The sequence below is a fragment of the Paracoccus spongiarum genome (assembly GCF_030732095.1).
Taxonomy (GTDB): Bacteria; Pseudomonadota; Alphaproteobacteria; order Rhodobacterales; family Rhodobacteraceae; genus Paracoccus; species Paracoccus spongiarum.
Genome location: NZ_JAVAMQ010000003.1, coordinates 1 through 26160 on the forward strand (window position 1 = coordinate 1; position 26160 = coordinate 26160).

The 26160-nt window shown below is 60.6% G+C and carries 19 protein-coding genes and 1 pseudogene; 13 read left to right on the forward strand and 7 right to left on the reverse strand.

The genetic code is table 11. From position 1 onward, the window contains the following. Positions 1–651: 651 nt before the first annotated feature. From Q5Y72_RS03740 to drmC, 10 genes are all read left to right on the forward strand, one after another. Positions 652–852 carry a helix-turn-helix transcriptional regulator gene (locus Q5Y72_RS03740; RefSeq protein ID WP_164129467.1) on the forward strand — a complete coding sequence of 67 codons (201 nt, stop codon included), beginning with the start codon at positions 652–654 and terminating at the stop codon, positions 850–852. 102 nt (positions 853–954) lie between these two features. Beyond that, complete coding sequence (locus tag Q5Y72_RS03745; RefSeq protein WP_305962091.1) at positions 955–1155, forward strand: helix-turn-helix transcriptional regulator; 201 nt, start codon at positions 955–957, stop codon at positions 1153–1155. Between the two features lie 284 nt (positions 1156–1439). Beyond that, positions 1440–1628, forward strand: a complete 189-nt coding sequence (gene mads1 / locus Q5Y72_RS03750) for a methylation-associated defense system helix-turn-helix domain-containing protein MAD1 (RefSeq protein ID WP_164608659.1) — start codon at positions 1440–1442, stop codon at positions 1626–1628. Between the two features lie 30 nt (positions 1629–1658). Beyond that, positions 1659–2753, forward strand: coding sequence for a DNA cytosine methyltransferase (locus Q5Y72_RS03755; RefSeq protein ID WP_305962092.1), 1095 nt, complete (start codon positions 1659–1661; stop codon positions 2751–2753). Beyond that, positions 2725–3159, forward strand: coding sequence for a very short patch repair endonuclease (locus Q5Y72_RS03760; protein WP_305962093.1), 435 nt, complete (start codon positions 2725–2727; stop codon positions 3157–3159). The genes Q5Y72_RS03755 and Q5Y72_RS03760 overlap by 29 nt, the downstream gene beginning before the upstream one ends. Continuing rightward, complete coding sequence (gene drmD, locus Q5Y72_RS03765; RefSeq protein WP_305962094.1) at positions 3156–6272, forward strand: DISARM system SNF2-like helicase DrmD; 3117 nt, start codon at positions 3156–3158, stop codon at positions 6270–6272. Before Q5Y72_RS03760 ends, drmD begins: the two co-directional genes overlap by 4 nt. Beyond that, entirely contained in the window at positions 6269–10600 is a 4332-nt protein-coding gene (locus Q5Y72_RS03770) for an Eco57I restriction-modification methylase domain-containing protein (RefSeq protein ID WP_305962095.1), read from the forward strand. Before drmD ends, Q5Y72_RS03770 begins: the two co-directional genes overlap by 4 nt. Then, positions 10597–14586, forward strand: a complete 3990-nt coding sequence (drmA, locus tag Q5Y72_RS03775; protein ID WP_305962096.1) for a DISARM system helicase DrmA — start codon at positions 10597–10599, stop codon at positions 14584–14586. Before Q5Y72_RS03770 ends, drmA begins: the two co-directional genes overlap by 4 nt. Beyond that, on the forward strand, positions 14583–16424 hold the full coding sequence (gene drmB / locus Q5Y72_RS03780; RefSeq protein ID WP_305962097.1) for an MrfA Zn-binding domain-containing protein: 1842 nt from the start codon (positions 14583–14585) through the stop codon (positions 16422–16424). The genes drmA and drmB overlap by 4 nt, the downstream gene beginning before the upstream one ends. Further along, a complete protein-coding gene (drmC, locus tag Q5Y72_RS03785) occupies positions 16424–17185 on the forward strand; it encodes a DISARM system phospholipase D-like protein DrmC (RefSeq protein ID WP_305962098.1) in 762 nt (253 codons plus the stop codon). Before drmB ends, drmC begins: the two co-directional genes overlap by 1 nt. 43 nt (positions 17186–17228) lie before the next feature. On the opposite strand, the gene Q5Y72_RS03790 is transcribed toward drmC, so the two are convergent. Then, positions 17229–17639 (reverse strand): hypothetical protein, encoded by a 411-nt coding sequence (locus tag Q5Y72_RS03790; protein ID WP_305962359.1) that lies wholly within the window; start codon positions 17637–17639, stop codon positions 17229–17231. Between the two features lie 221 nt (positions 17640–17860). Next, a pseudogene (gene istB, locus Q5Y72_RS03795) lies at positions 17861–18337 on the reverse strand (IS21-like element helper ATPase IstB); the annotation flags it as partial. 38 nt (positions 18338–18375) lie between these two features. Between istB and Q5Y72_RS03800 the strand changes: the two are divergent. The 3 genes from Q5Y72_RS03800 to Q5Y72_RS03810 all read left to right on the forward strand — a co-directional run bounded on the left by Q5Y72_RS03800 (position 18376) and on the right by Q5Y72_RS03810 (position 20912). Beyond that, positions 18376–19701 carry a recombinase family protein gene (locus Q5Y72_RS03800; RefSeq protein WP_305962099.1) on the forward strand — a complete coding sequence of 442 codons (1326 nt, stop codon included), beginning with the start codon at positions 18376–18378 and terminating at the stop codon, positions 19699–19701. After that, complete coding sequence (locus tag Q5Y72_RS03805) at positions 19698–20078, forward strand: ParB/RepB/Spo0J family partition protein (protein ID WP_305962100.1); 381 nt, start codon at positions 19698–19700, stop codon at positions 20076–20078. The genes Q5Y72_RS03800 and Q5Y72_RS03805 overlap by 4 nt, the downstream gene beginning before the upstream one ends. Positions 20079–20249: 171 nt before the next feature. Further along, positions 20250–20912 carry a hypothetical protein gene (locus Q5Y72_RS03810; RefSeq protein WP_305962101.1) on the forward strand — a complete coding sequence of 221 codons (663 nt, stop codon included), beginning with the start codon at positions 20250–20252 and terminating at the stop codon, positions 20910–20912. 54 nt (positions 20913–20966) lie between these two features. Here the strand turns inward: Q5Y72_RS03810 and Q5Y72_RS03815 are convergent, their stop codons facing one another. The 5 genes from Q5Y72_RS03815 to Q5Y72_RS03835 all read right to left on the reverse strand — a co-directional run bounded on the left by Q5Y72_RS03815 (position 20967) and on the right by Q5Y72_RS03835 (position 26156). Further along, on the reverse strand, positions 20967–21803 hold the full coding sequence (locus tag Q5Y72_RS03815) for a protein NO VEIN domain-containing protein (protein WP_305962102.1): 837 nt from the start codon (positions 21801–21803) through the stop codon (positions 20967–20969). Between the two features lie 649 nt (positions 21804–22452). Next, positions 22453–23484, reverse strand: coding sequence for an IS110 family RNA-guided transposase (locus Q5Y72_RS03820; protein WP_305962103.1), 1032 nt, complete (start codon positions 23482–23484; stop codon positions 22453–22455). A gap of 191 nt (positions 23485–23675) precedes the next feature. Continuing rightward, a complete protein-coding gene (locus Q5Y72_RS03825) occupies positions 23676–24818 on the reverse strand; it encodes a cytochrome P450 (protein WP_123130139.1) in 1143 nt (380 codons plus the stop codon). 274 nt (positions 24819–25092) lie between these two features. Beyond that, positions 25093–25452, reverse strand: a complete 360-nt coding sequence (locus Q5Y72_RS03830) for a cupin domain-containing protein (RefSeq protein ID WP_123130140.1) — start codon at positions 25450–25452, stop codon at positions 25093–25095. After that, positions 25443–26156, reverse strand: a complete 714-nt coding sequence (locus tag Q5Y72_RS03835; RefSeq protein WP_123130141.1) for a 5-formyltetrahydrofolate cyclo-ligase — start codon at positions 26154–26156, stop codon at positions 25443–25445. The genes Q5Y72_RS03830 and Q5Y72_RS03835 overlap by 10 nt, the downstream gene beginning before the upstream one ends. Between the last annotated feature and the right edge of the window lie 4 nt (positions 26157–26160).

Consider the following 26160-nt stretch of genomic DNA (forward strand, 5'->3'; position numbering starts at 1 on the left):
TAGGCGTGCCGACGTTGCCACACGAACTTGAGAATGGATCAGATTGATGTGGCTTCCGGTGCCCTTGTCATGTGACGGGACGCAGATGTTGTCGAAGATACAAGGCAGGCACCGTTCTCACGTCAGCGAACGTCCGACCTCGGTCGTTTCTCCGGAGAAGCCACCGGCATCGAAGTGTTCAGGTTGCCAGCCTGAAAAGCGCTGGGATTTCAGTAGATTAAAAACTCTGCACCAAATCGGCGCAGTCAACAGCTTCAGAGAATTTGGGCGTTAGAGAACGGTATTCGGGCCGTTTTCGCTTATCGAGGTGAATAGCCCAACCGCTACAACCCTCGAAAACAAAAAGAAAATCCGGTCGCGGCTGGATCGGGAGAACACTTTCGCGAGGGCAAGTGGCGGAGGAGGTGCGCTTTCAACCGGACCGTCTCCTGTGACCCTTGAGGAAGCTCCGGCAGGATTACGTGTCCTAAGATGTTCTGACGGAAATTGCGTGATCTGACATGGCCTTACCCTAAAACTCGCGCCTGCGCGGACCGTCCGATAGGCCCCGCCCGCAACGCGCATCTTCCCGCAACACACTGACTTGAATACGTTTTCTTTCTACGCATTCGTTGTCGCGCGACCACGGAGGTCGTTCGAAAGGAAACGAAAATGCGAGAAATTTGCCTCAGTCAAATCGATCTGGCGGCCCGATGGAGAATTAGCCCGAGGACACTTGAGCGGTGGCGGTGGACTGGCGAAGGACCGAGCTTCATGAAGCTCGGCGGACGCGTGATCTACCGCCTCGAAGATGTGCTGGCGTTCGAAAATCAAGAATTGCGCGACTTGGAGGAGATAAAGGCCGGACGCTGAATCCAGCGCGGGCATCGTCAGCAAAACCCTGCGCGAAGCTTCGTATCGGACGCGCAGGGAATTCGCATTTCGGCCGTTAAGGTCGCACGAAAGGAAACAAAAATGTTTGACACACGTCTGACCCAAATCGAGCTGGCAGCACGATGGAGGATCAGCCACAGGACCCTCGAATACTGGCGCTCTCTTGGTGACGGGCCTCGCTTCATCAAGATCGGACGCCGCGTTATCTACCGGATGGAGGATGTCGTGGCATTCGAAAATCGGGAGCTGAGCGAGATCGCATCGGACAAGGCCGGGGGCTGAACCATACCGATTGCCTGACACCCCCTGTGCGCCAAGACCAGCACAGCACGGCCAATGCAGGGTACATCGCACTGCCGCGCCACCTTCCACGAGGCACAGGGCGCGCTGGTCGATCCCAGCATGCCTTCTTCACCGCGAGTGCCGACGCCGGGCACATCTTCAGCGAAAGCTTGAGCGCAAGCACAGCAAAACAGGTCTAATCCGACTAAATCCGGTTTACTCGGCCAACGGAGGGTGTAAAGATTGTGCTCAAATACGCTGGCTGCACTTGGAAGGGCCGCACCATGACTGATCGCTGGCTCTCCGTCGAGGAGATCGCTGATTATCTCGGTGTCAGCAAAGATACTGTATACGGGTGGATTTCCAAGCGCGAGATGCCAGCGCACAAGGTCGGTCGACTTTGGAAATTCAAGACCGACGAAATCGACGAATGGGTCAGAAACGGAAAGGCCGCCGACGACCTAAGCGCCTGATCACAAACCAGGCGAAAAGTGAGAAGATGAATGAAGGACGTTACTTGCATTGACCTTTTTTGCGGTGCCGGTGGATTGACCCACGGCCTCCAGAAAGAGGGCATCAATGTCGTAGCTGGCGTCGACATCGAGGAAAGTTGCCGACACCCTTTCCAGTTCAATAATGATGCCATTTTCATCAAAGAGGACATCAGCAAGGTGTCCGGTGCGAGACTCGACGAGCTTTTCGGAAATGGCGGGGTAAAGGTCCTTGCCGGATGTGCCCCATGTCAGCCCTTCTCTACATATTCGCAGAGGTACGACGTGCTCAGCAGCCCACGCTGGGGGCTTCTCTATCAGTTCGACCGACTGGTGAAAGAGACGCGTCCAGACATCGTTACCATGGAGAATGTCCCGACCGTTGCGAAACACGCCGTCTTCGACGATTTCTCAGCTTCGCTCGAAAGTCAGGGATACTTCGTTCATAGAGAGGTCATTGACTGCATCAAATACGGCCTTCCCCAGACGAGGCGACGCATGGTCTTGCTTGCTTCAAAACTTGGGCCCATTCGCACCGCCGCACCTGATCTGGAACATGCGCGAAGTGTACGTGATGCAATTGGAGATCTGCCGCCGATTTCCCATGGCGAGAGTTACGCCGCAGACCCGTTACATACCGCATCGCGGCTGTCGCCGCTAAACGTCGAACGTATTCGTGCTTCCAAGCCCGGCGGTTCTTGGCGTGATTGGCCAGAGCATCTGGTCGCCGCGTGTCATAAGAAAGATAGCGGCAAGACGTACCCTGGCGTTTACGGCAGGATGGAGTGGGACAACCCTGCGCCGACTCTGACTACTCAATATTACGGGTTCGGGAACGGACGATTTGGGCACCCGGACCAAGACAGAGCAATTTCATTGAGAGAGGGCGCGATCCTCCAAGGCTTCCCTACGACCTATTCATTCGTGCCTGAAGGCGAGCCTATTCATTTTAAATCCTTGGGTCGAATGATTGGAAACGCTGTCCCAGTAACCTTGGGCGAAGTGATTGGGCGAAGCATCATTGCCCATCTTCAGCAATTTTCTGATGCCGACCTGAATTCGGAAAGTCTATCGATCAATGGCGAATGCAAGCCCCTCGTCGCCTGAGGCCAGCCGTAGAATGGCGCGCGTGCGGCAAAAGGGCACGCGAGCGGAGCTGAATCTCCGCAAGGCTCTGCATGCCCAAGGCCTGCGTTATCGGCTCCATGTTCCACTTCTGGCGAAGCCCAGACGCATCGCAGATATCGTGTTTCCTGCGACCAAGATTGCCGTGTTCGTCGATGGATGCTTTTGGCACGGGTGTCCCGAGCATGCCTCTTGGCCTAAGAGCAACGCCGATTTCTGGCGCCAGAAAATCGAAACCAATCGCTCACGGGACGCAGACACTGACCAACGGCTGCAGGCTCTTGGGTGGGAGTCGGTTCGCATCTGGGAGCATGAAGATGTCAACCACGCCGCGAGCCGCATTGCAGAACTCGTACGCGCACGCAGAAAGAATGGGGCCCAACCATGACCATGACAGCAGACGAATTGATGGCCGCGGTAGCTCACTCTGCTGCGCCGGAACCGGGCCAGCTCGTCGAGGCTCGTCGTCGCCAATGGATGGTCTCGGAAGTCAACGGCGGGTCGGTCGCACCCGGTTTGCCCAAACGGCATCTCGTCCGGTTGGCCTCCATCGACGAGGATGCGCTCGGCGAAGAGATTGAGGTCCTCTGGGAGCTCGAGCCAGGAGCTCATGTCATCGAGAGGGCCGGTTTGCCTCGCTTGACCGGCTTGGACGACCCTTCGACACTGCAAGCCTTCCTTGATGCAGTCGTATGGGGTGCCGCGACGAACGCTGATCGCGGCTATTTGCAGGCCCCATTCCGCAGCGGTGTAAGCATCGAAGATTACCAACTGGATCCGCTCGTGCGAGCAATCGACATGGCGCGCACCAATCTTCTGATCGCCGACGACGTCGGCCTCGGCAAGACCATTGAGGCCGGGCTCGTCATTCAAGAGATGCTCCTGCGTCACCGCGCCCGCACGGTCCTCGTGCTTTGCCCTGCCTCCTTGCAGGAAAAGTGGCGAGTCGAGATGCAGGAGAAGTTCGGGCTCGAGTTCCGGATCGTCGATACTGACTATGTCAAGCGTTTGCGCCGCGAGCGCGGTCTCCACGCTAATCCGTGGACGTCTTTTCCCCGTCTGATCACCTCAATGGACTGGGCCAAACAGGGCGAAGGATTGCGCCTTCTGCGGGACGCACTGCCCCCGCATGTGAGCCATCCCAGGAAGTTCGACCTGCTCATCATCGACGAGGCTCACAACGTCGCCCCGACCGTCGGCCGTTATGCCGTCGAAAGCCTCAGGACGCGGCTTGTTCGTCTGGCCGCGCCACACTTCCAACACAAGCTGTTTCTCACGGCCACGCCGCATGACGGCTATACTGAATCCTTCACCGCGCTCCTCGAGCTTCTCGACGATCAGAGGTTCGCGAGAAATGTCCTTCCGAGTGACCCCCAGTTGACCCGCGTTATGGTCCGTCGACTAAAGAGCGATCTGGTCGACGCCAACGGCAAGCGCATCTATCCCGAGCGGAAACTTGAGGCATTGCCGTTAGAATATGAGGGCGACGAGAGGAATGCCCGGAGCCAACTCGACGCATACATCAAGAGCCGCGAAGGCGGTGCTGATGGAGGACGGGCCGTCGATCACTTCGTACACCAGTTGCTGCGCAAGCGCCTATCATCATCTCCTGCTGCGTTCGCGGCCACGCTGGAGCGGCATATAGCGACGATCGAAGGTCGCTCGGTTAGCGACCGCAGCCAGAAAAAATTCGATGACCGCATTCTTCGGCGAGCGATAGCTAAGACCGAAGAGGACTACGCGGACGACGCGCAGCGCGACGCCGCCGAGGCGGAAGCGATCGAGGAAGCAGGCAAGCACGTCCGGCCACCGACCGACGAAGAACGCCGGATGCTCGACCGGCTGCGATCCTGGGCTCAGCAGGCGGCTCGTCGGTCCGACGCCAAGGCCGCCGCCGTACTGGATTGGCTGGCCAGTCACCTGAAGGACGGTGACAGATGGACGAATGAGCGGGTGATTCTGTTCACGGAGTATCGCGCCACTCAGCAGTGGATGCAGGAGATCCTCGCATCGAACGGCTTCGGGGGCGATAGGTTGGCTCTCATCTATGGCGGCATGGACCCAAAAGAACGCGAGAGCGTGAAGGCCGCGTTCCAAGCGAACCCCTCGGAATCCCCGGTCAGGATTTTGCTGGCGACTGATGCTGCATCAGAAGGCATCGACCTCCAGAACCATTGCCATCTGATGATCCACCTCGAAATCCCATACAACCCGAATGTAATGGAACAGCGGAACGGCCGCATCGACCGCCATGGGCAACGCGCCGGCGAAGTCGTCATATGGCATCCGGTAGATGCCGAAGGCAGCCAAGGCGACGACATCCTGCGCGCGCTCCGCAAGCTGGATGCGATGCGCGCCGACATGGGCAGCGTAAATCCAGTCATTGCGCCGCAACTACCTGATTTGCTTGAAGGACGCCGTCGTGACCTGGATACGAGGGAAGCCGAAATACGCATGGAGAAGTCTCGCCGTTTCGTGAAGGCTGAACGCGATCTTCGCGATCGTGTGGCAAAACTCCACGAACGGCTGAGCGAGACTCGACGTGAACAAAGCCTCGTGCCCGACCACATTCAGCGCGCCGTCAACACCGCACTTCGTCTTGCGGACAAACCTGACCTGGAACCCGTTTCCCTGGCGGGCGCTCCGGATGGCACGGTTTTCCGAATGCCGCCCCTCTCGGGTTCCTGGTCCCGTTGCCTTGAGGGGCTAGAACACCCGTATACACAGAAGGTCCGCCCCATCACCTTCGACCACGATGTGGCCAAGGGACGAGATGACGTCGTCCTCATTCACCTCAACCATCGACTTGTTCAGATGAGCCTGCGGCTCTTGCGCGCGGAAATCTGGGCGCGTGACGACATAAAGAAGCTCCACCGGGCAACCGTACGCTCTCTTCCGGATGGGGAAATCGAAGGACCAGCCGTGGTGGTGATGTCCCGGCTCGTCGTGACCGGCGGGAACCATCACCGCCTGCACGAGGAGCTCACGGAGGCTGGCGGGTATATGCGTGATACCGGTTTCCGACGTGAGGGGGTCACGGAAGTCCGGCGTTGGCTCGAACATTCTCAGCCTGCGGCACTGTCGGATGCAACATTCGACGCCTTGAGGACACGTTTCGACAAGCAGCGTGATAACATTTTGGCGGCCGTCGATGCTCGATCCAAGGACCGTCTCCGTTTTCTGGTGAACACGATCGAGACCCGCAAGCGCAAGGAAGCCGAGGACATCCGCCAAGTTCTGGATGACCTCGAAAAGGCGCTGAAAACCGAGATCGCCGCAGAGCAAATACCCGTCCAGCTCTCACTTTTCTCAGAAGACGAACGGACGCAGCTCAAGCGCGACCTTGCAGCCCTGGAAGCACGCTTGGCCAGAATCCCGAACGAGCGCGAGCAGGAGCTGAAGGCGATTGAGGAACGGCATTCCAATGCCGTCGACCATACGTTCCCCGTGGCCGTCGTGCTGCTGGTTCCGGATTCCCTCGCGACGGAGAAGCGCAGATGAGCAACGATCACGAATGGCTGAACCTGATCGAAGTATCAGGGCCCTTCCTCGCGGTGCCCGTGCTGCGCGACGTCTTTCCTCAAGGCCTCGAGGCGCTGTCCTCGGGACGGCCTCAGCGACTTCGTCGCACCTACGAGGAATGGCGTGATGCCGTCGACACAGACGATCTCGACCTTTCCGCGCTGCACGCGGCCTGGATAGATGATGTGCTGATAAATGCGCTCGAGATGGACGAGACGGTCCTTCGCAGGGGGGGGGCGCTGCCCGAGCAGCTGACTGTCTCGTTGCCAGAACACGGGGTCAAAGTCGCGCCCGATCTGGCTATCGTGAACCCCACGAACTCCGACGAGCCGCTCCTGCTCATCCAAGTTTATGGACCCGATACTGATCTTGATGCGACGCGCCGCTTCGATGGCTTGGCGATTACCCCGGCCGATCGAATGGTCGCTCTACTCCGGGCGACTGGATGTCCAACTGGCGTCGTCACCAATGGCGAGCGCTGGATGCTCGTCCACGCGCCCGTAGGCGCCGTGGCAAGCTTCGCGAGCTGGTACGCGCGCCTTTGGGGTCAGGAACCGGAAACGTTGCGGGCATTCGTCAGCCTGCTGGGCGTCCGCCGCTTCTTCGGCCCCGACGACGGCAAGCTTCCGGCACTCTATGAAAGATCCCTGAAGCATCAGGATGACGTCACCGAAGCGCTAGGAGAACAAGTCCGCCGCGCCGTCGAAGTGCTCGTCCAGGCTCTCGACCGCGCCGACCAGGACCGAAATCGCGAACTCTTGCGTGACGTCGATCCGCGAGAGCTCTATGAGGCCGGCCTGACCGTGATGATGCGGCTCGTGTTCTTGCTGGCTGCCGAGGAACGCGCCCTACTGCTGCTCGGCGACCCGCGTTACGACGCCTTCTACGCCATCTCCAGCCTCCGGATGCAGTTGCGCGCGGACTCCGAGGAAATCCTTGAGCGCCGTCGGTCCGCGTGGTCACGGCTGCTCGCTCTGTTTCGCGGCGTGTATGGCGGGATCGATCACCCGACCCTGCAGCTACCGGCGCTCGGAGGTTCACTATTCGACCCAGATCGCTATCCTTTCCTCGAAGGGCGGAAGAAGGGCACGAGTTGGCGAAGCGATCCGGCCGAACCACTGCCGATCGACGATCGCACCGTTCTCCTGCTGTTGGACGCGATCCAGATCTTCGAAGGTCGCACGCTGTCCTACCGCGCGCTCGACGTGGAACAGATCGGGCATGTCTACGAGGGTCTCCTCGAGCGCACTGTGAAGCGCGTCGATGACGTCACACTCGAACTCGATAGCGGATCGAAGGCGAAGAGCCCGCGTGTGACGCTCGGCGAAATGGAGTCGGCGCGACTCGATGGCGCTGTCAAAGTGGCCGAACTGCTCAAGGAGCGGAGCGAACGATCGGAGTCCGCCATCCGCAACGCCCTCGATCGGACGGCCGACGACCGCCTTTCCGCACGTCTGCTCAGCGTATGTCGTGGTGACGTTGGTCTGCGCGACCGCATTCTACCTTATGCCCCCCTGCTGCGGACCGATCCCTGGGGCTATCCGCTCGTGCACCACAAGGGCGCGTTCGTCGTGGTCCTCGGTGCCGACCGGCGCGAGAGCGGCACGCACTACACGCCCAAGAGCCTGACCGAGAAGATCGTCGCAGAAACGCTGACTCCGGTTGCCTACCGCGGCCCGGCCGAAGGCAAGGCGCCCGAGGACTGGGAACTCAAGAGCGCCGAAGACCTGCTGGATCTCAAGATATGCGACCCTGCGATGGGGTCCGGGGCCTTCCTGGTGCAGGCGTGCCGTTGGCTCTCCGACCGCTTGGTCGAGGCCTGGGCGGCGGCCGAGGCCGACGGCAAGCGGATCGACAGCGAAGGACGCATCTTCGATGATGCGACCGAGGGGTTCGACCCGCTGTCGCAGGACGTCGAGGAACGCGCGATCGTCGCACGTCGCCTCGTGGCGGAACGCTGCCTCTACGGCGTCGACAAGAACCCGCTCGCCGTGGAACTCGCCAAGCTCTCGCTATGGCTCACCACCATGTCCAAGGGGCGGCCCTTCGGCTTCCTCGACCACAACCTGCGCAGCGGTGACAGCCTCCTCGGGATCCATGACATCCGGCAACTGACCGAACTCAGCATGGCCCCGAAAGGGTCGAAGCAGCTCAAGTTGTTCGGGCGGAGCATTCAGGCTGCCGTGGAGAAGGCCATCGAATTGCGCACCCGCCTGCGCTCCATCCCCATCCGGGACATCGGGGATGTGGATGCGATGGCCGCGCTCGATGCCGAGTCACGACGCGCGCTTCTCTTGCCGCAGGTCGTGGCCGATGCCTTCGTCGGGATCATTCTGGCAGAAACGCGTGCGACCGAACGCGCAGACCGACTGCAGGCAGTTGAGGCCTTGGCCGACGCGTCAGCAAACGGGACCGAAGCCGCAGTTGACCGTCTTCGTCGCGATGCGATGACGGACCTACGCATTGATGCGCCGGATGACCGCCCCCGCGATCCGTTCCACTGGCCGCTTCAATTCCCAGAGGTCTTCGGCGATCAACGGGCCGGCTTCGATGCGTTAATCGGAAATCCCCCGTTCCTTGGAGGTCGTCGGATAACGGGTGCGCTTGGAACTGCATTTAGAAGTTGGCTTGTGGGAGTTATTGCCGACGGTCGAAGAGGCTCTGCAGACCTATCTGCATATTTTTTCCTTCGTTCGTGGAATTTGATGCGGGAGGGCGGAGCATTTGGATTACTCGCGGTAAACACGATCTCCGAAGGAGATACGCGACAGGTCGGCCTGGAGGAGATGGTTAGAAACGGGGCTGTTGTTTACGCAGCCTATCCGAACGAGCCTTGGCCGGGAGCGGCATCTGTCGCCACCAGCCGCGTTCACGTTGCCAAAGGGCATTGGGATTCGCAGAAAACTCTGAATGGAAAACCCGTTAATTACATATCCCCATTTCTGTCTGATCGAGAAGAGTGGTCCCCGAAGCCGCTCAAAGAAAACAGCAATTTGGCATTCCAAGGCTCTATCGTCCTCGGAATGGGCTTTGTTCTAACTAAGGACCAAGCCGATGCGATGCTAAGCGTCGATCCAAGAAATCGCGATGTTCTTTTTCCCTTTCTCAATGGTGAGGACCTCAACTCCGATCCAGAGCAAAACCCGAGCCGATGGGTTATCAATTTCTGGGATTGGTCCGAGGAGCGGGCTCGCACATACGACCTGCCATATCAATGGATTGAGGCTAATGTGAAGCCTGAAAGGCAAAGGCGAAAAGACAACGGTGACTACGCTTTACGGCGTCCGCTACCACAGCGGTGGTGGCAGTATGCGGACAAAAGACCTGCCCTATACCATGCCATCGGGCGCGGACAGCTATTTGAGAATCATCCCGCTGGTTTTGAGCCAAACACTGAGCCTATGCCACTCGTGCTGGTCGCGGTGCAAACAACCAAATACTTGTCTCTTGGAATGCAGCCGAACACCTCGGTTTTTTCTCACGCAACGAACGTTTTTGCGATCGAATCATTCGGATATTTTTGCGTTATGAATTCGGCGCTACATTCTGAGTGGGTTAGAACCCATTCATCATCCCTTGAGACGAGGCTCAGATACATCCCAAGCGATTGCTTCGAAACCTTTCCTTTTCCGGATATTTCCGAGCATCTGGAAAGACTGGGCAATGCGTTCCATGGGGAGAGACTGCAAGCCATGCGCGACACAAGGTGTGGCATTACTCGACTCTACAATTCTTACCACGACCCCGAGGCAACGGCGGAGTGCATTCAAGTTCTTCGAGAATCTCAAACTGGAATTGATGAGGCTGTCCTGCAGGCTTACGGCTGGTCCGACATCAACTTGCGACATGATTTTTATGATGTCGAATACCTTCCCGAAAACGATCGGCGAAGATTCACGATTTGTGATGAGGCGCGGGTCGAATTGCTCGCACGACTGTCTAAGCTGAATCAAAGAAGATACCTAAATGAGCTTGAGGCGGACGAAAAAAATAAGAAGATTGACCAAGCCGCACCAAAAAGGAAACGTTCATCTGTCACATCCTCACAGGCCGAATTCAACCTTGTCCCTTCAAAAAGGGCCAATGGCCGATCCGCTGATAATTCAGAAAGCACATCTACAAAGATCGTAACCTTTTTAAGGGCGCGTCGTGCATGGCTGAGCAAGTCGGACATCCTTGCCTATGTCGACATTCCGGATGGCCAGTGGAATGCCGCGATCAATGATCTGTTGGCGCGCGGCACCGTCGAACGTCAAGGCGAACGCCGCGGCGCCCGCTACCGCATTTCTGAGAGTGATAGAAAATGACCGAGTTGATTGAACAAGCCGCCCCTCAGAATGTTGCGTGGATCATCCGCGGCGAGCCTGCCACCAACGGACGTGCACTCCGGATCGAACTCGGCCCGACCGACGAAACCGCCGTCGCTCCTGGTGACTGGACAGTCGTCATAGGGTCCGACGATGTGGTGAGGATCGTCGGACGCATTCTGCGTGTCCGGTCAGATACCGGCGGTCGGACCATCTATTTCGACCAGGCTCAAGCCGTTGACCCCGCAGTTCCCCTGACCACGCTCGGCCTGACCGCGCCGAGCGCACCGGCAACGCGACTGCCTTGGGGTGATTTCCTTCGCGTCCTTCCCTCGCTCGGCGCTGCTTCACCCGACGCGGTGCCGCTTATCAAGGACGTGACCTACGTTCGCGATCTTCTCGAGGTCTCGGTACGGGACGACCTACTCGGCCCAGCGGAAGGGCCGCACGAGCTGATCAAGGACATGAGCGTCCGCGATCGCTATCTGGTCGGCAAGCTCGCACCCCGACGCCCGAGTGACGATCAGGCCGCGCAGGTGGAACCGGCTTCCGGTGCAGATGAGGCGGGCGACCTCGAGGAAGAGCGGGCCGCACCGCTGCACGAGCCCGGGGCGGAGTTTCCGACTGCCACCGGCCGGGTGGAGCCCGAAGACGACGCGCTCGACGAGATCGACACGACGAACAACCAGTCGCTGGTGCCATCGAGCATGGGACTGACCTTCTGCGTCGCCGCAGACGTTCAATCGTTGGCGGTAGACGCCCGGTGGGGGCGTTACGAACGGGTCCCCAATGCTGAGCACGACATCACCAAGACCCGGCGCAATCGCCAGACCGGCCGAGAAGAACAGGTGAAGGTCAAGGTATGGCAGCGCGTCCCGTGTGGCGGTGTCGTCCCCCTGCCGTTGATCGATGGGCCGCTCCCTCCGTCTATCCCCGATCCCGACCAACCGGATGTGCGGCTTCAAGGCACGGTTCGGACGAACAACAAGGGTGAGCGTCTCGTCACTCTGTTCCTCGTGAACGGACAGCTGGAGCCCGAGGACAACAAGGACAGCGCCTGGCTCTTCCAGCCCGAGATCACCGTCGAGGCCCCTGAAGATCTGGATGACAAATCGGTGTTCCGGCGTCGCCCCTCCAACGACGTGGTCGTCGATGACCCCGAGCGTGACCGTCTCGCCCTCATTTATCGTAACCGGCTTGAGTTCTCGGTTGGACACGGCGTTTCCGTTCACGCCGATACGACTTCAGACGATCCGACTAAAGCGCACCGCGTTCGAACCGAGATCATCCCGCGCTACGAAGTAGCCGTGACCGAAACTCCCGGCTCCGATCCCAGGGATCGCCCAGCCATGCAACGCATGGTTGACGAGGGCTGGCTAGACATGACGCGGCTGGCGGAGATGGCGCCGGACGCGCTGCGCGACGCCCTTTCGTGTCTCGTTGAAGATTATGCCGTTTGGATCGGCGAACAGAATGCCCGGTTGGGTGCGGAGATCACCGGCTTCGATGATCCAGGTAAAGACGTCATCGAGCGCTGCCAAGAGATCCTGCGTCGTCTACGAGATGGCATGGAAACACTCTTTGCTGATCCGAAGGCGCTGGAGGCATTCCGCTTCGCCAACCGCTCCATGGCGATGCAGCGTGTCCGAAGCATCTACGCCCTGAAGCGCCGACGGAACGAGACCGTCGACGTGGGCACATTGGACGTGCCCAAGAACAGGTCGTGGCGCCCGTTCCAGCTGGCATTCCTGCTGCTATCGATCCCGTCCCTGGCCGATCCCACTCATCCGGACCGGACGAAGCCGGTCGAGGCGTTCGCGGACCTCCTCTGGTTCCCGACGGGTGGCGGGAAGACCGAAGCCTATCTCGGTGTGGCGGCCTTCGCCATGGCCATGCGCCGCTTGAAAAATGATCTAGCCGGCCTCGACGCTTCACGCGGTCTCGCAGTCATAATGCGCTACACGCTGCGCCTTCTGACGCTACAACAATTCCAGCGGGCCACGACGCTGCTCTGCGCGATGGAGGTCATCCGTCGTGCAGACGATAAGACCTGGGGCAAGGAACCTTTCACGCTCGGTCTCTGGGTCGGTAATCGCGTGACACCGGGCACGACCGAAGCGTCTCACCAGGCTGTCGAGGCCATTCGAAACAACGATCGCAACAAGGCGGGCATTGCATCGCCTGCACAGCTGACCAGCTGCCCTTGGTGCGGTTCGGAGATCTCCGGTGGTCGCGACATCGAGGTCGACAGGATCGCCGGCCAAACGCTGATCCACTGCGGCGACAAGCTGGGCGGCTGCGACTTCTCGAAGGCGAAATCCACAGGGCAGCCTCACCCGGGGCTTCCCGTGAAAGTCGTCGACGAGGAGATCTATCACCGCCCGCCGACGATGATGATCGCAACCGTGGACAAGTTCGCGATGATGGCGTGGCGCCCCGAGGTTCGGAATCTTTTCGGCCGCGTGGAGCAGGAATGCGGGCGACATGGTTTGCTCTGGCCGAGTCACGACTGTGGTACCGGGCACAGAGCAAGGGGGATGTATCCGGCTGCCGGTGTGAAGCCGGTTCGCGCAATCCGACCGCCAGATCTGATCATCCAGGACGAATTCCACCTCATCAGCGGTCCGTTGGGCACCATGGTGGGGCTTTACGAAACGGCCGTCGACGAGCTGAGCAGTTGGGCTCTGGGCGACAAGAAGGTCCGCCCAAAGGTCGTCGCTTCGACAGCCACCGTACGGCGGGCCGACGACCAGGTGCGTAATGTGTTCATGCGCCGCATTTCCGTGTTTCCGCCTTCCGGCCTGGACGTCGAGGACAATTTCTTCTCGGTCCAGAGATCTATCGGCGAGAAGCCGGGCCGACGGTACATGGGAATCTGCGCACCCGGCAGCTCCCGCCCTGCGGTTCTGATCAGGACCTACACGGCATTCCTCACCGCCGCACAGGCGCTGTTTGACCGGTTCGGCCCGGTTGCCGACCCCTACATGACCCTCGTAGGCTACTTCAATTCGCTGCGAGAGCTCGGTGGGATGAAGCGTTTGGCGGAAGACGACGTCCAAACGCGCTCCTTCCGTGTCGAAATGAGCTTGGTGGACCGGCCCGGGCTTTCGCAGCGTAGAGTGGAGGAAATCAGCGAACTAACTTCTCGAGTCTCTAGCCAAGACATTCCTCGATACCTTGACCGGCTCGAGGTCCCCTTTGACGGCATGTTCGACCCGTCACTTGGAAAGTGGGTAAACAACAGGAACCCCGGAGATGCCCGGCCAATCGATGCAGTTCTTGCAACGAACATGCTGTCTGTCGGTGTCGACGTGAATCGTCTCGGTGTCATGGTGGTAAATGGTCAACCTAAGGGCACCGCAGAGTACATTCAGGCAACCAGCCGTGTTGGCCGGACACCGCCGGGCCTCGTAGCCACAGTGCTGACATGGGCACGGCCTCGTGATCTGTCGCACTATGAGACCTTCGAGCATTATCACGCGACCTTCTATCAACATGTCGAGGCCCAGTCCGTAACCCCGTTCTCTCCGCGAGCTCTGGATCGCGGTCTCACAGGGGCAATGCTCTCCATCATGCGCCACGCCTATGACCCCTTTGCACCCAATGACGGCGCTGGCGCCATGAACAGTCCCAGTCGCAATGAAATGCTGGAAACGGTAGGCGCCGTCGCTGCCCGGACGTGGGAAGTGACCGAGGACTCGCAAAAGAAGAAGCTCACTGAAGACGCGATGAAGAGTCGTGCTGACGATTGGGCTAAAGAATCTGGCGTCGGTGGCCGCACGCTCGTCTATCAAAAGCATGGCGCGGGCCCCACATCCTATCCGCTCCTGTCAGTGCCGGGAACAAAGCCTTGGACCAATTGGACGGTTCCAATGTCCATGCGCGAAGTCGAGCCAGGAGTTCGGCTCGTAATGGAAGACGACCGCTCGACAAGTGATCCGACTTGGCGCCCGCGGGTGACGCAGCCCGAGGAGGATCAGCAATGAGTAGGACACCCGTAGGAGAAATTCGTCCGAGCCAGTTGCTTTGGACTTATGGACCAGGCGCCCTCATCGACCTACCGAATATGTCGGTTGTCACGATGGGGATCGACCGCTGGGAAAAAGATAGGTGCCAGCCGATTCAAGAGGCTCGTTTGCTCGCCAATGTCAGAAGCGTGCTCGGGCCTCAGGTCGAGTCGCTGCGCATGCCACCCGTGGGCGAAAGGGAAATCACAGACCCGTTTTCGGCGGCGGCCCTGATCGGCGTGCCGGTTAAGCCCTTCCCTCGATGGCTTCGCTGCGTCAAATGCGGTTTGCTTTCGCCCTATGACGCAGGCTTGTTCAAGCTGAAGGAAAATAGATACCGTCCTGAGCTGACGCGTTTCGTTCATGAAGGGTGCCGGGGGTCAAACAACGATCAACGGGCCAGGGATGCGGACGCTGTTCCGGCGCGCTTCCTGATGGCTTGTCGCGCCGGTCATTTGGATGACTTTGCCTGGCACTGGTTCGTTCACGGTGGGCCCAGTACCTGCCGTGCAACACTGAGGTTCTTCGAGAGCGGAGCTTCTCTGCAGACTGAAAACCTTTGGGTCAAATGCGATGGCTGCGGTGCGTCCAAAAATATGTCACAGGCCTTCGGTCAAGCAGGACGCGACAATCTACCAGCCTGTCGTGGCCGACACCCGCATATCGACCGCTACGACGATGATTGTGCCAATGATCCTAGGGCCATCCTCCTAGGGGCGACCAACAGCTGGTTTCCGGTTACGCTTTCGGTCCTCGCCATCCCGCAAGTCGGAAGCCCTCTTGCGCAACTCGTCGCGGACGGTTGGACATTCTTTGACGACGTCGCCTCAGCAGCGGAAGTGGCGTTTGTCGTCAAGACGCTGAGAAAGACCGCTCAGTTGCCCGGCATCGAGCAGTTCACTGACGAGCAAATCTGGTCTGCTATCGAAAACCATCGCAACGGCGGCTCGGAGGTCGATCAGCGTGACCTGAAAGGACCAGAATGGGACGTCCTCACCGCTGAGAATCCTCCCACCGATTATCCCCATTTCATGAGTACGAAAGTTGGGATTCCCACGGGTTTCGGTTCGGCAATCAAACGCTTGCTGCTCTTGGAGCGGCTACGTGAAGTAAATGCCCTTCTTGGATTCACGAGGGTCGAGTCCCCCGACGAGGGCACAGGAGACCAGGCCGCCCCGCGAGCGCCTCTCGCGCGTGCAGCGCCGAATTGGGTGCCCGCGACTCAAGTTCACGGTGAAGGGATTTTCATTCGCTTCGACACGGATGCTTTGAAGGCTTGGGCAGATAAAGACCCTGTAAAAGCTCTCGATTCGCGGCTCCGACAAGGTCATCGCGGCTGGCGCCAAAAGAGGAATCTGGATCCAAACGAAGGTTATCCAGGGGTGCGCTATGTCATGCTGCACACTCTAGCCCACATGCTGATCCGGGAATTGGCGTTGGAATGCGGATACAATGCCGCTAGCATTCGTGAGCGCATTTATGCAGACGTAGATGACGGCAGGGATCAAGCCGGGTTTCTCATTTACACGGCCGCTGCGGACTCGGATGGAACTCTCGGTGGTCTCGTGGAGCTCGGGAAGCCTGAGAATCTCGGAAGACTTCTGCGCCAAGCTCTGGATCGCGCCCACATCTGCGCCTCGGACCCACTCTGCGCAGAACACGACCCGAGCAAGGACCAGTCTCTTCACGGAGCAGCATGTCACGCCTGTTCGTTCGTCTCTGAGACGTCGTGTGAGCGAGGGAACCGCCACCTCGATCGCGCGCTTGTCGTACCCACGCTCGAGAACCCCGATGTGGCATTCTTCGGGAGCATTTGATGGATGCCTTGCTGATTGCTGCCGCAGACCTCGTGACCCTGTTGTCACCCTCTAGGATTGAAGCCCTCGCTGCTCGTGTCCGCAGATCGGACGCGACAGGGAGTGTTGGAGGCCTGCGCAAACTTGTGACGACTCCGTCAGCTCGAGCAGCGCTTGATCGCCTCATTGCTGTTTGGGAACAGACCGACATCTCAGGAGATGTACTCGCCGGAATACTGATCGGAGCGACTTTCGCCCGAGAGAAGTCACAGCGAGAGAGTACAGTCGAGCTTGTCTGGACAGGTCCGACTACGCCATTCGTTCCTACCCGGCGCACCGAACAGGTCCTTCTAGACATCATCGGTCTAGCGCAAAGCGACCTCTTTCTCGTAAGCTTCGTGGTCTACGACGTTTCTTCGGTCGTAGACGCGTTGAATGCAGCGTCAAATCGCGGCGTCAACATTCAAATTCTTTTGGAAACGTCATCGAGTCACGGGGGCAGCCTATCTGTCGATCCGATTGCGACCATGCGGCGTTATGTGCCTTCGGCAGCGCTATTTGTTTGGACTGAGCGACCCCCACCTTTCACCGAGGGGAGAGTTCATGCGAAAGTTGCGGTAGCAGACGGCAAAGCCGCGTTCCTGACCAGCGCAAATCTCACTGGACATGCCTTAGAAAAGAATATGGAAGCGGGCGTCGTGATCAACGGTGGGCATGTGCCAACAGGGCTTCGCGCGCACCTCCATGCGTTGATTGAAACCAAGGTCATCCGCAAAATTTAGTCCATTCAAATCGGCCAAGTGTGATGATTGCTTGGCACGTAAGTCAATAATCTGTCTCGACATATACGCCCGAGCAATCATATGCGACTGCCGCTGCCGTTGCGCCGTTGTTCATGTAGTTGCGCGGGCTCAGGAGTTGCGTCGCGGCCGGGATGTCGGTGTCGAGCATAGCCTCGACCACCGCCCCGCTGACCTCCTCGACCACCCGGACGCCGATCTCGCTGCTGTTCGGCGCCGCGAGGAGTGTGAGCGTCAGGACGTTGGTCGTGCTCGCGACCGGGAAACTCGCCCCGAGATCGGTGAGCGTGGGCGCGCCGGAAGCATCGTTCTGCACCAATTGCCAGTTCGTGTGGGTGCCGCGCTGGAAGCCGATGCCGATGCAGTTCACCACGGCCGACAACGTCAGGGTCGTGGCCAGCGCTGCCGTCGAGCCATAGAGGCCGAAGAAGCCCATGCCGGTCCCCTGCAGCGTCACCAGCGAAAGCCGGTTCACATAGGTGAAGCCGCCCAGCCCATCTGCGTTACCGCGCCAGCAGACCCAGCCTGTCAATCGGCATCCAATTGGGCCCCCTGATCGGCGTCCAAAAGGGACCCCTCTGGCGGGACGTGAGCTGGCCCGAGGCGGCGTAGCTTTTCAGGTAGCGCAGCCGTCTCGGGCCAGCGTTTCAGCCGGGTTCAGACGCGGGTTTTGAGGCGCCAGCTCTCGTTGCCGGTTTCGACGATGTCGCAGTGATGGGTGAGGCGGTCGAGCAGCGCGGTCGTCATCTTGGCGTCTCCGAAGACCGTCGGCCATTCTCCGAAGGCAAGGTTTGTGGTGACGATGACCGAGGTCTGTTCGTAAAGCTTGCTGATTAGGTGGAACAAGAGCTGCCCGCCGGATTGGGCAAAGGGGAGATAGCCCAGTTCGTCCAGAACGACGAAGTCGAGGCGCATCAAATGTTCGGCCAAGCGCCCGGCGCGCCCGGCGCGGGCTTCAGCCTCCAGCTTGTTGACCAGATCCACGACGTTGAAGAAGCGGCCACGGGCCCCGTTGCGGATGACCGCCCGCGCGATGCCGACGGAGATGTGGGTCTTGCCCGTGCCCGTCCCGCCGATCAGCACGACGTTGCGCTGCTGGTTCAGGAACTCCCCGCGCGCCAGATCACGCATCGCTTCTTCGGGCTGCGGGTCCGACCGCGGGAGGTTTGACCATGGACATGAATACGCGCCCCGGCCGCCGCCTGCGCTGCGCCATCTACACCCGCAAATCGAGCGAGGAAGGGCTCGACATGGAATTCAACAGCCTCGACGCCCAGCGGGAGGCTTGCGAGGCCTATATCGCCAGCCAGAAATCCGAGGGCTGGGTCGCCACCCGCGACCGCTACGACGACGGCGGATTCTCGGGCGGCAATCTGGACCGGCCGGGGCTGAAGCAGCTGCTCGCCGACATCGACGATGGGCTGATCGACGTGGTGGTGGTCTACAAGATCGACCGGCTTAGCCGTGCCCTGATGGATTTCTCGAAGCTGGTCGAGGTGTTCGACCGCAACGGGGTCACCTTCGTTTCGGTCACGCAGTCCTTCAACACGACCACGTCGATGGGGCGGCTGACGCTGAATATCCTGCTCAGCTTCGCCCAGTTCGAACGCGAGGTCATCGGCGAACGCATCCGCGACAAGGTGGCCGCCTCGCGCAAGCGCGGGATCTGGATGGGGGGCTATGTGCCGCTCGGCTACGATGTGCAGGACCGCAAGCTGGTGATCAACGAGGCTGAGGCTGCCTCGGTGCGCCGGATCTTCGAGCGGTTCGTCGAACTCGGCTCGGCCACGATGCTGGCGAAGGAGCTGCGGCGGGAGGGGTTTCGCAGCAAGCAGGGCACGCTGATCGACAAGGGCTACCTCTATCGGGTGCTCCGCAATCGCGTCTATCGTGGCGAGGCCGTCCACAAGGGCAAGGCCTATCCGGGCGAGCACGAGGCCATCGTCACCGACAAGGTCTGGGATCAGGTCGACGCGATCCTGCAGGGCAACCGCCACGCCCGGTCCAGCAACAGCCGCATGCAGACGCCCGCGCCGCTGAAGGGCCTGATCTTCACCGACACCGGCGCGGCCATGACCCCGACCGCGACCAAGAAGCGCGGCAAGCTCTACCGCTATTACGTCTCGATGGACGTGATCAAGAACCGCACGACGGAGGAAGACAGCGGTAGCTATCAAGCACCGACCCGCCTGCCTGCGGGCATGGTCGAGGACGCCATCGCCACCGAGGTGCGGCGCATTCTGCAGACGCCCGAGGTGGTCACGCAGGTGCTGGCGGCGCTGAAACGCAATCAGGTGTCCGAGGCCATCGCGGCGCTGCATGATTTCAACACGCTCTGGGCGCAGCTGTTTCCCCTCGAGCAGGCGCGGATCATCCAGCTTCTGGTCCGGCGCGTCACCGTCACCGCCGCCGGGCTCGAGGTCGACATCCGCCGCGAAGGCGTCGCGGGGGTCATTCGCGAAATGATCGCGCCGCGCGACATGGAGGCCGCCGAATGACCCGAGGCAATGACACGATCCGCGTGCTGATCCCCCTGAAGCTGCGCAAGAAGAACGGGCGACCCAAGATCATGCCGCCCGCCGATTACAGCCCGAGCGAGGATCAGGCGCAGGACCCCCACATCCTGCGCGCCATCGGCCGGGCGTGGGGCTGGCGGCGGCGCATGGAGGCAGGCGAGTTCGCCACAATCCAGGAACTGGCCGAGGCCGTCGGTCTGGCCGAACGTCATGTCAGCCGCCAGCTACGCCTCGCCTATCTGGCGCCGGAGGTGCTGAAGCGCCTGACCTGCAGCCGCGAGGCGTCGGCGGTCAGTCTGTACGATCTGTGTTTTCTGGCGGGGGAGACATGGCAGGAGCAGGCTGCGCGGGTTCTCTAGAAAAAGAAAGTCAAGCGTTCCGAGAACTTACTCCATCCGTGAAGTGTCGAATGCTGTGACCCACGCCAGTTCTCGGAACTGCCAAAGAGCTGGTCGATAGGCCATACTCAGTAGTGTCGGCCATTTCTCACGACTTGACGAAGTGCATCGAGCCAGATCATTTCATGTCTCATGAGCAGATACTATCAGACATTCGCACGGATCGGCGCGGGCCTAGCAGCCATTGCAATGCTTGTTTGGTTCTTGTGGCCCGGCGGGGCATGGCAGTTCGAACCTGAGCCGTTTTTCGCTTTTGGTGTTGCGGTGGTCGTCTGGGCATTTACCGAGTTTAAGTTGAGCGAGGAGGTGATCTATCGAGCATCTACGCCCAATGATATCCGGTTTGGCCGAGAGATCTTTGCGTATGGATCCTGGAACTTCCGAGAACTTTTGAAAGATCACGACTACCATCGCGGCATACACCCTAGATTTCTGACTGAAGCGTCGCTGTTGGTCAGCGAAACAGAGCTCGGAATTGCGCATTTCCAGGATGGGCGGGTCCAGAAAAAATACTTAGACTTCTTCGAGCGCCTGAAGGCCTTTGTCGACTATTTTGGAATGCATTCATCACCCGAGCGGTTTGGATCTGTGATGCTGCAGTCCGTCATTCCAGCCAACCAGTTTGATGAAATGAATGTAGCCCCACATCATCAAGCTGAGATTAATGAAGTAAATCGGCTAGCTACTGAAGCTTGGAAAGCCATGCGGCCTCTCATAACGGAGATTAAAGAACGAATTCCCGAAGTGTTCGACGAACAGATCAGGGGCTGTTGGATCAGGAGTCCCGAAGAGTAAAGAGCGTCGACGCGCGACATGCCGCAATTGACACGTCTGACACCCGCGTCGCTGTCAGTGAAAACTCGCCTGAAAGGACGTCGCGGTCAGCGAAACATGCGCGTTCAGCGGCGGGTGCAGCTCGAACGCTTTCGGCTCGCGGGCGAAGTTCCATAGGCGGAACAGAGACCATTCCGAGCGCCGCTCCTCGGCCACGGCCAGCTCGTTGCGGCTGATGTGGAAAGGGGTGCGTTCCCAGCCATTCGTCGTCTTCACCTCGATCAGGCGCGGACGGCCATCCGGCGCGAAACTGGCGATATCGTAGCCGGCACCATCGCCGTCCTCCTCCGACACCCACCGGACCTTGCGCGCGAGATCGTCGCGGCCCGCTGATTTCAGGGAGGCTCGTTCGTGCGCCAGGACGCGCTCCTCACCGGCACGGCCGAGGGCGCGGTTTCGCTCGTCTCTCGCCGCAACATCGAATTTGCGGGCGATGTGCAGCATCTGCTCCAGTTCCTGTGGAGGCGGCTGGTTCGACAACGTGGGCGGCAGCCCGATCCAGATCGGCCGTGCCTCAGCCAAGCCAGTCGGCGCTCCTGTACGCGAATGGCGACCTAGCCAAGCCGGATTCAGCGCCAGCCAGCGCGCCACAGCATCCACCAGCGTCATCTGGAAATTGAAGGCGGGCTTGTAGCCCGGGATCCAGTCCTCACCCAGCCCCTTCAGCACGGCGCTGATGTTCTGGTGCTTGAACTCGACCGATCCCTCGGAGCGACCGTTCAACAGCGGCAGAAGCCCACGCCGGTGCTCGGCCTTGTTGTAGGGGCGACCTGAGACGTCGTCGGCCAGCATCGCGAAGTAATCCGCGACGATCAGGTCGTTCTCTTGATCGGTCCAGGCCCCGTTTGACATTGCGCCAGGCTAGGGGCCGAAACTGCGTTTGTCATCAGAGACTTCGCGCAAAACTCCCAAGACATACCAACGACCACGCCGCCCGTGTCGCGCCTCTGACTTCATCGAAACAAGCCGGAACCAGCGAAACACAGGCGCAACGCGCTCCGGTCAGTTCGTTGAAATCTATGGGGGTTTTGAACCCGTCTCGCCGGGAGCGAGGGGCGGGTGGAAAGAGACGCTGGGCGTTTGGAGACCGATCTCGCGCAGGCGGCCAGTCTCCGAAGGGCGGATGGTCCCTGCAAACCCCTTTGGTACATAAAGAAAAAGGCCCCGCGAGGGACCTGTTTTCGGGTTTTCGATGTGCAAGTGGCGGAGGGGATGAGCCTGATATCCAACCTTCTCTTGTGGATGCCGCTCTCATTTGCAAGGAATTTCTGAACTTTAGGCATGTGATCGAGTGCGGACTCTTGTCAGGCCTGTTCACGCGGCCCGATAGATGCCGCTGGCCGAGATGGTGATGCGCGGACCGGGGCCAAATCTCCAACAGCGAGCTCGAAGCTCTGAGAAGGTTTCTGGTTTGCCCAACCCGGATCATGTCGATCATGTGCCCATTCGGTTCATGCCTTCCTCACAACTCTGCGGCCCGGCTTCGCTGTCTGCTGCCGGATCAGGCAGCGCAGGCGATCACCGGATCGCGATAGTCTTCATCGTGCGTGAGCATCGCCCAGATGCCGCGCGCCATCTTGTTGGCCAGAGCAAAGGCCGCGACCAACGGCGGCTTGCGTTCCAGCATGCGCTCAAGCCAGGGGTTTTGAGGTGCGCCACGGCGCAGGGCCCAGCGGACCACCGCCATCGCGCCGGTGACAAGCAGTCGTCGGATGTCCCGCTGCCCCATCTTCGATGTTTTCCCCAGCCTCTGTTTTCCGCCAGAAGAATGTTGCCGCGGTACCAACCCGAGCCAGGCGGCAAAATCGCGGCCACGCCGGAACTGGTCCATCGGCGGCGCGAAGGTTTCGACCGCGAGCGCGGTGATCGGTCCGACACCCGGCATGGTCTGCAACTGCCGGGGTATGGCGGCCGCCCTGGACGCGGCGGCGAGCTTTGCCGAAACTGCGGCGAGGCGGGACGTCAACAATTCTATCTGTTCCAGAACCATGCGGCAGATGTCTCGCGCCAGGTCTGGCAGACCCGAACCCGGATCATCGACCACCTTCGCCAACCGCGGGATATACCCGACCCCTTCCGGCGCGACGTGCCCGAATTCAAAGAGGTGCGCGCGCAGGGCATTGATCGCCTCGGTCCGCTGCTTCACGATCTGCTCGCGGGCGCGAAACGCCACCGCCCGGGCCTGCTGTTCTGCGGTCTTGGGTTCGACGAACCGCATGGTTGGACGCGTGGCCGCCTCCGCGATTGCTTCCGCGTCGGCGGCATCGTTTTTCTGACGCTTGATGACCGGCTTGACGTAATGCGGCGCAATCAGCCGCACGCTGTGCCCGTAGGCGGACAATTCCCGCGCCCAATGGTGCGCGCTGGGACAAGCCTCCATCGCCACCTCGCATGCCGGATGATCCGACATGAATCGCGCGAACTGCGGTCGCGCCAGCTTCTTGCGGAACACGACCTCCCCGTCCGCTGCTGCTCCGTGTACCTGGAACACGTTCTTTGCCAGATCGACGCCGATGATGGTAACCTCTTCCATGGATGCCCTCTCCTACAACTTGTGTTTCGACACCACGAGTTTGGCACATCGCGATGCCGTCTGGGGAGAGCGGCATCCACCCCATCTCTACACAAATGCTTAATTTAAAGCAATTTTTTTCAGCCAGCTCCTAGGGGCCACGATCTTTATGCTGGTGATGCCCCATGCCCAGGACAGGGTCCACCGACCGATCAGTGGAGCACGATCCACACCCGGCGGAAGCCGCCGACAGGAGAGACTTCCCGTTCCGGTTCCATATCTTGCGCAAATTCGATCCTGTGCACGGAAGCAAGCAGTGCCCGAAGCGCGATCCGCAGTTGCCAGGTGGCCAACAGCCGGCCCGGGCACACATGTCTGCCGATGCCGTAGACGAGGTTTGCCGCGGCATGGTGCTTTGGGTCGAAATCGCCCCGTCCGAAAACCGCCTCGTCGCGATTGGCCGATGTCCAGTGAAGCTTCACGCGAGCGCCTGCCGGAATGTCCGTGCCGCCGACACGAACGGGACAGGTCGTGACCCGGCGGTTGGAGACGAACGGGTCGTCCAGACGCAGGATTTCGTCGATGATCGCGTCCATTTCAGCGTCCGGGGCCGTGCGCATCCGCGCCGCAAGGTCCGGTTCCCGGCTCAGATGCGCGACGACCACACCAACGCATAGCGCCATCGACCCAAGGTCACCCCCGGTCCAGTTGCGCAGGATCGAGGTCAACTCCGGTTCCGTCAGCGGTCGCCCGTCGACGGTCTCGCGGCAAAGCCGCGCGGTCACGTCGTCGCTGGCCGCGTCTGTCCCGGACAGACGGGGGGCGAGTACGGACCGGATGATCTCGTCGAATTCCCCGGCGACCTCCGCGGTCCGTTCGTAGTCGCCCGATCGGGTGGCAGCGTGGTTGGCCTCCATCCAGTTCAGCAGACGCGGCTCCAACTCGGACGGCCAACCCAGCCACGCACATTGCGCGCGTACCGCGAAGACGGCGCCGATGTCGCCGACCGCATCCAACGGCTTGCCGCGCGGCAGGGCCGCCACCAGACGGACGGCGACGCCTTCGAAAACCGGCAGGAAGGGCTCCAGCGCGTCGCCGGTCAGGTACCGGTCGACAACACTGCGGAATCGGGAGTGGTCCTCTCCGTCCAGACCATTGGGAATCTGCAGGTGGCGGGATACTGCGCTTGAAAAGCGAACGTCGTCGAGGGCGGCGGCGGCGACATCGGCGTGTCGAAGCAATACATATTCGCCGGCGTCGTTCCTGACCACCGGGAAAAGTGGCCGCAATTCATCGGTGTATGCGCGCAGATCACGCCCGGCAGGCGACACGTCGTCAGGCATGTGATCGGTCATCGCGCTGCTCTCATTCTGGCTGGTCTGAACTATCGTGCGTGAGGTTTGTCCGCTGCATCGCGTGGTCGAACTGCCGGTCCTCGCGCCTTGCGCCATTATCGTAGTTGGAACGTGGGATCAGTTACAGCGCCGATCATTCTCCTGCGTGCGTTCGGTAACACGGATCATGCCCGATCCGTGACGGTCGCGCCGCCCTGCACAACGGCACAAGCGTACCTGAACGAAAACACCTGTCGGGAACAATTGAAAACACATGCCGCGCATGCTGTGCATTCTATTCACGACCAGGTTCCGGCGTCTTGCCGTCGGTCGCAAACAGAATTGTCAGAAGCAACGATGCATCCTCCATTCCCTTCACCGAATGCGACTCGTCGCCATCGAGATAGACCCAATCGCCCGCCCGCAAGTCGATTGTCGCGTCGGACAGCCCGAGCTGGGCGTGCCCCTCGATGCATTGGAGGGTGATCCGGCCTGGGACCCTGTGCGAGGGGATCTCGACACCTGCAGGCACGACGAGGCGCACCGCCTCGAAGCTCGACGTGCGGACGATGGCGTGCGTTCTGGCGGCGGAGAGACGGGCGCCGAGCGGGCGGAGATCGACGGCCTCGCCTGCGGCGGCATGTTTCAGCGCCATTGTGGTCTCTCCGTCGCACCAGAGGTGTGCTCTGCGGGGTCATGCTGTTCCGTCCGCTCGGCCAGGCGCATGACCTGCACACCCTCCTCGGTGATGATCGCGTCCAGCGGCACGTCGTGGGGCTGCGGGTAGATCGTCGCGAGTTCGGCCGCCTGCAGGCCTATGCCGATAACGAAGGGGCGCGGCGCGAGATGCGCGAGCGTGCGGTCGAAGTAGCCGCCGCCATAGCCGAGCCGATAGCCGGCCCGGTCCCAGCCGACAAGCGGAGCAAGGGCCACGTCCGGCGTCACGACCTCTGACTCCGGCGGCGGAACAGGGATGTTCCAATCACCCCGCACCATGCGTGTCTCCGGCGTCCAGCGGCGGAAGACGAGCGGGGCCTGTTTGACCTCGACGAGGGGCAGCGCGACCTGGACGCCCGTCCCGTGCAGATCAGCCATCAGGGGGCGCAGGTCGGGCTCGCCCTTGATCGGCCAGTAGGCCGAGAAGACGCGATCCCGCATGTCGCCGAAACGGTCTGCCAGAAGGTCGCGCAGGTGACCCGACAACGCGGCCCCCACGGCGACCCGCGCATCCACGCTCAACGCCTGGCGCTCGGCGCGCAGTCGCAGGCGCTCGGCCCGGCGCCAGCGCGCGACGTCGCGCGCCTGTTCCGGGTCGACGCCCAGCGGATCGAAATAATCGGGCGCGATCTCGCCCGCCATGCAG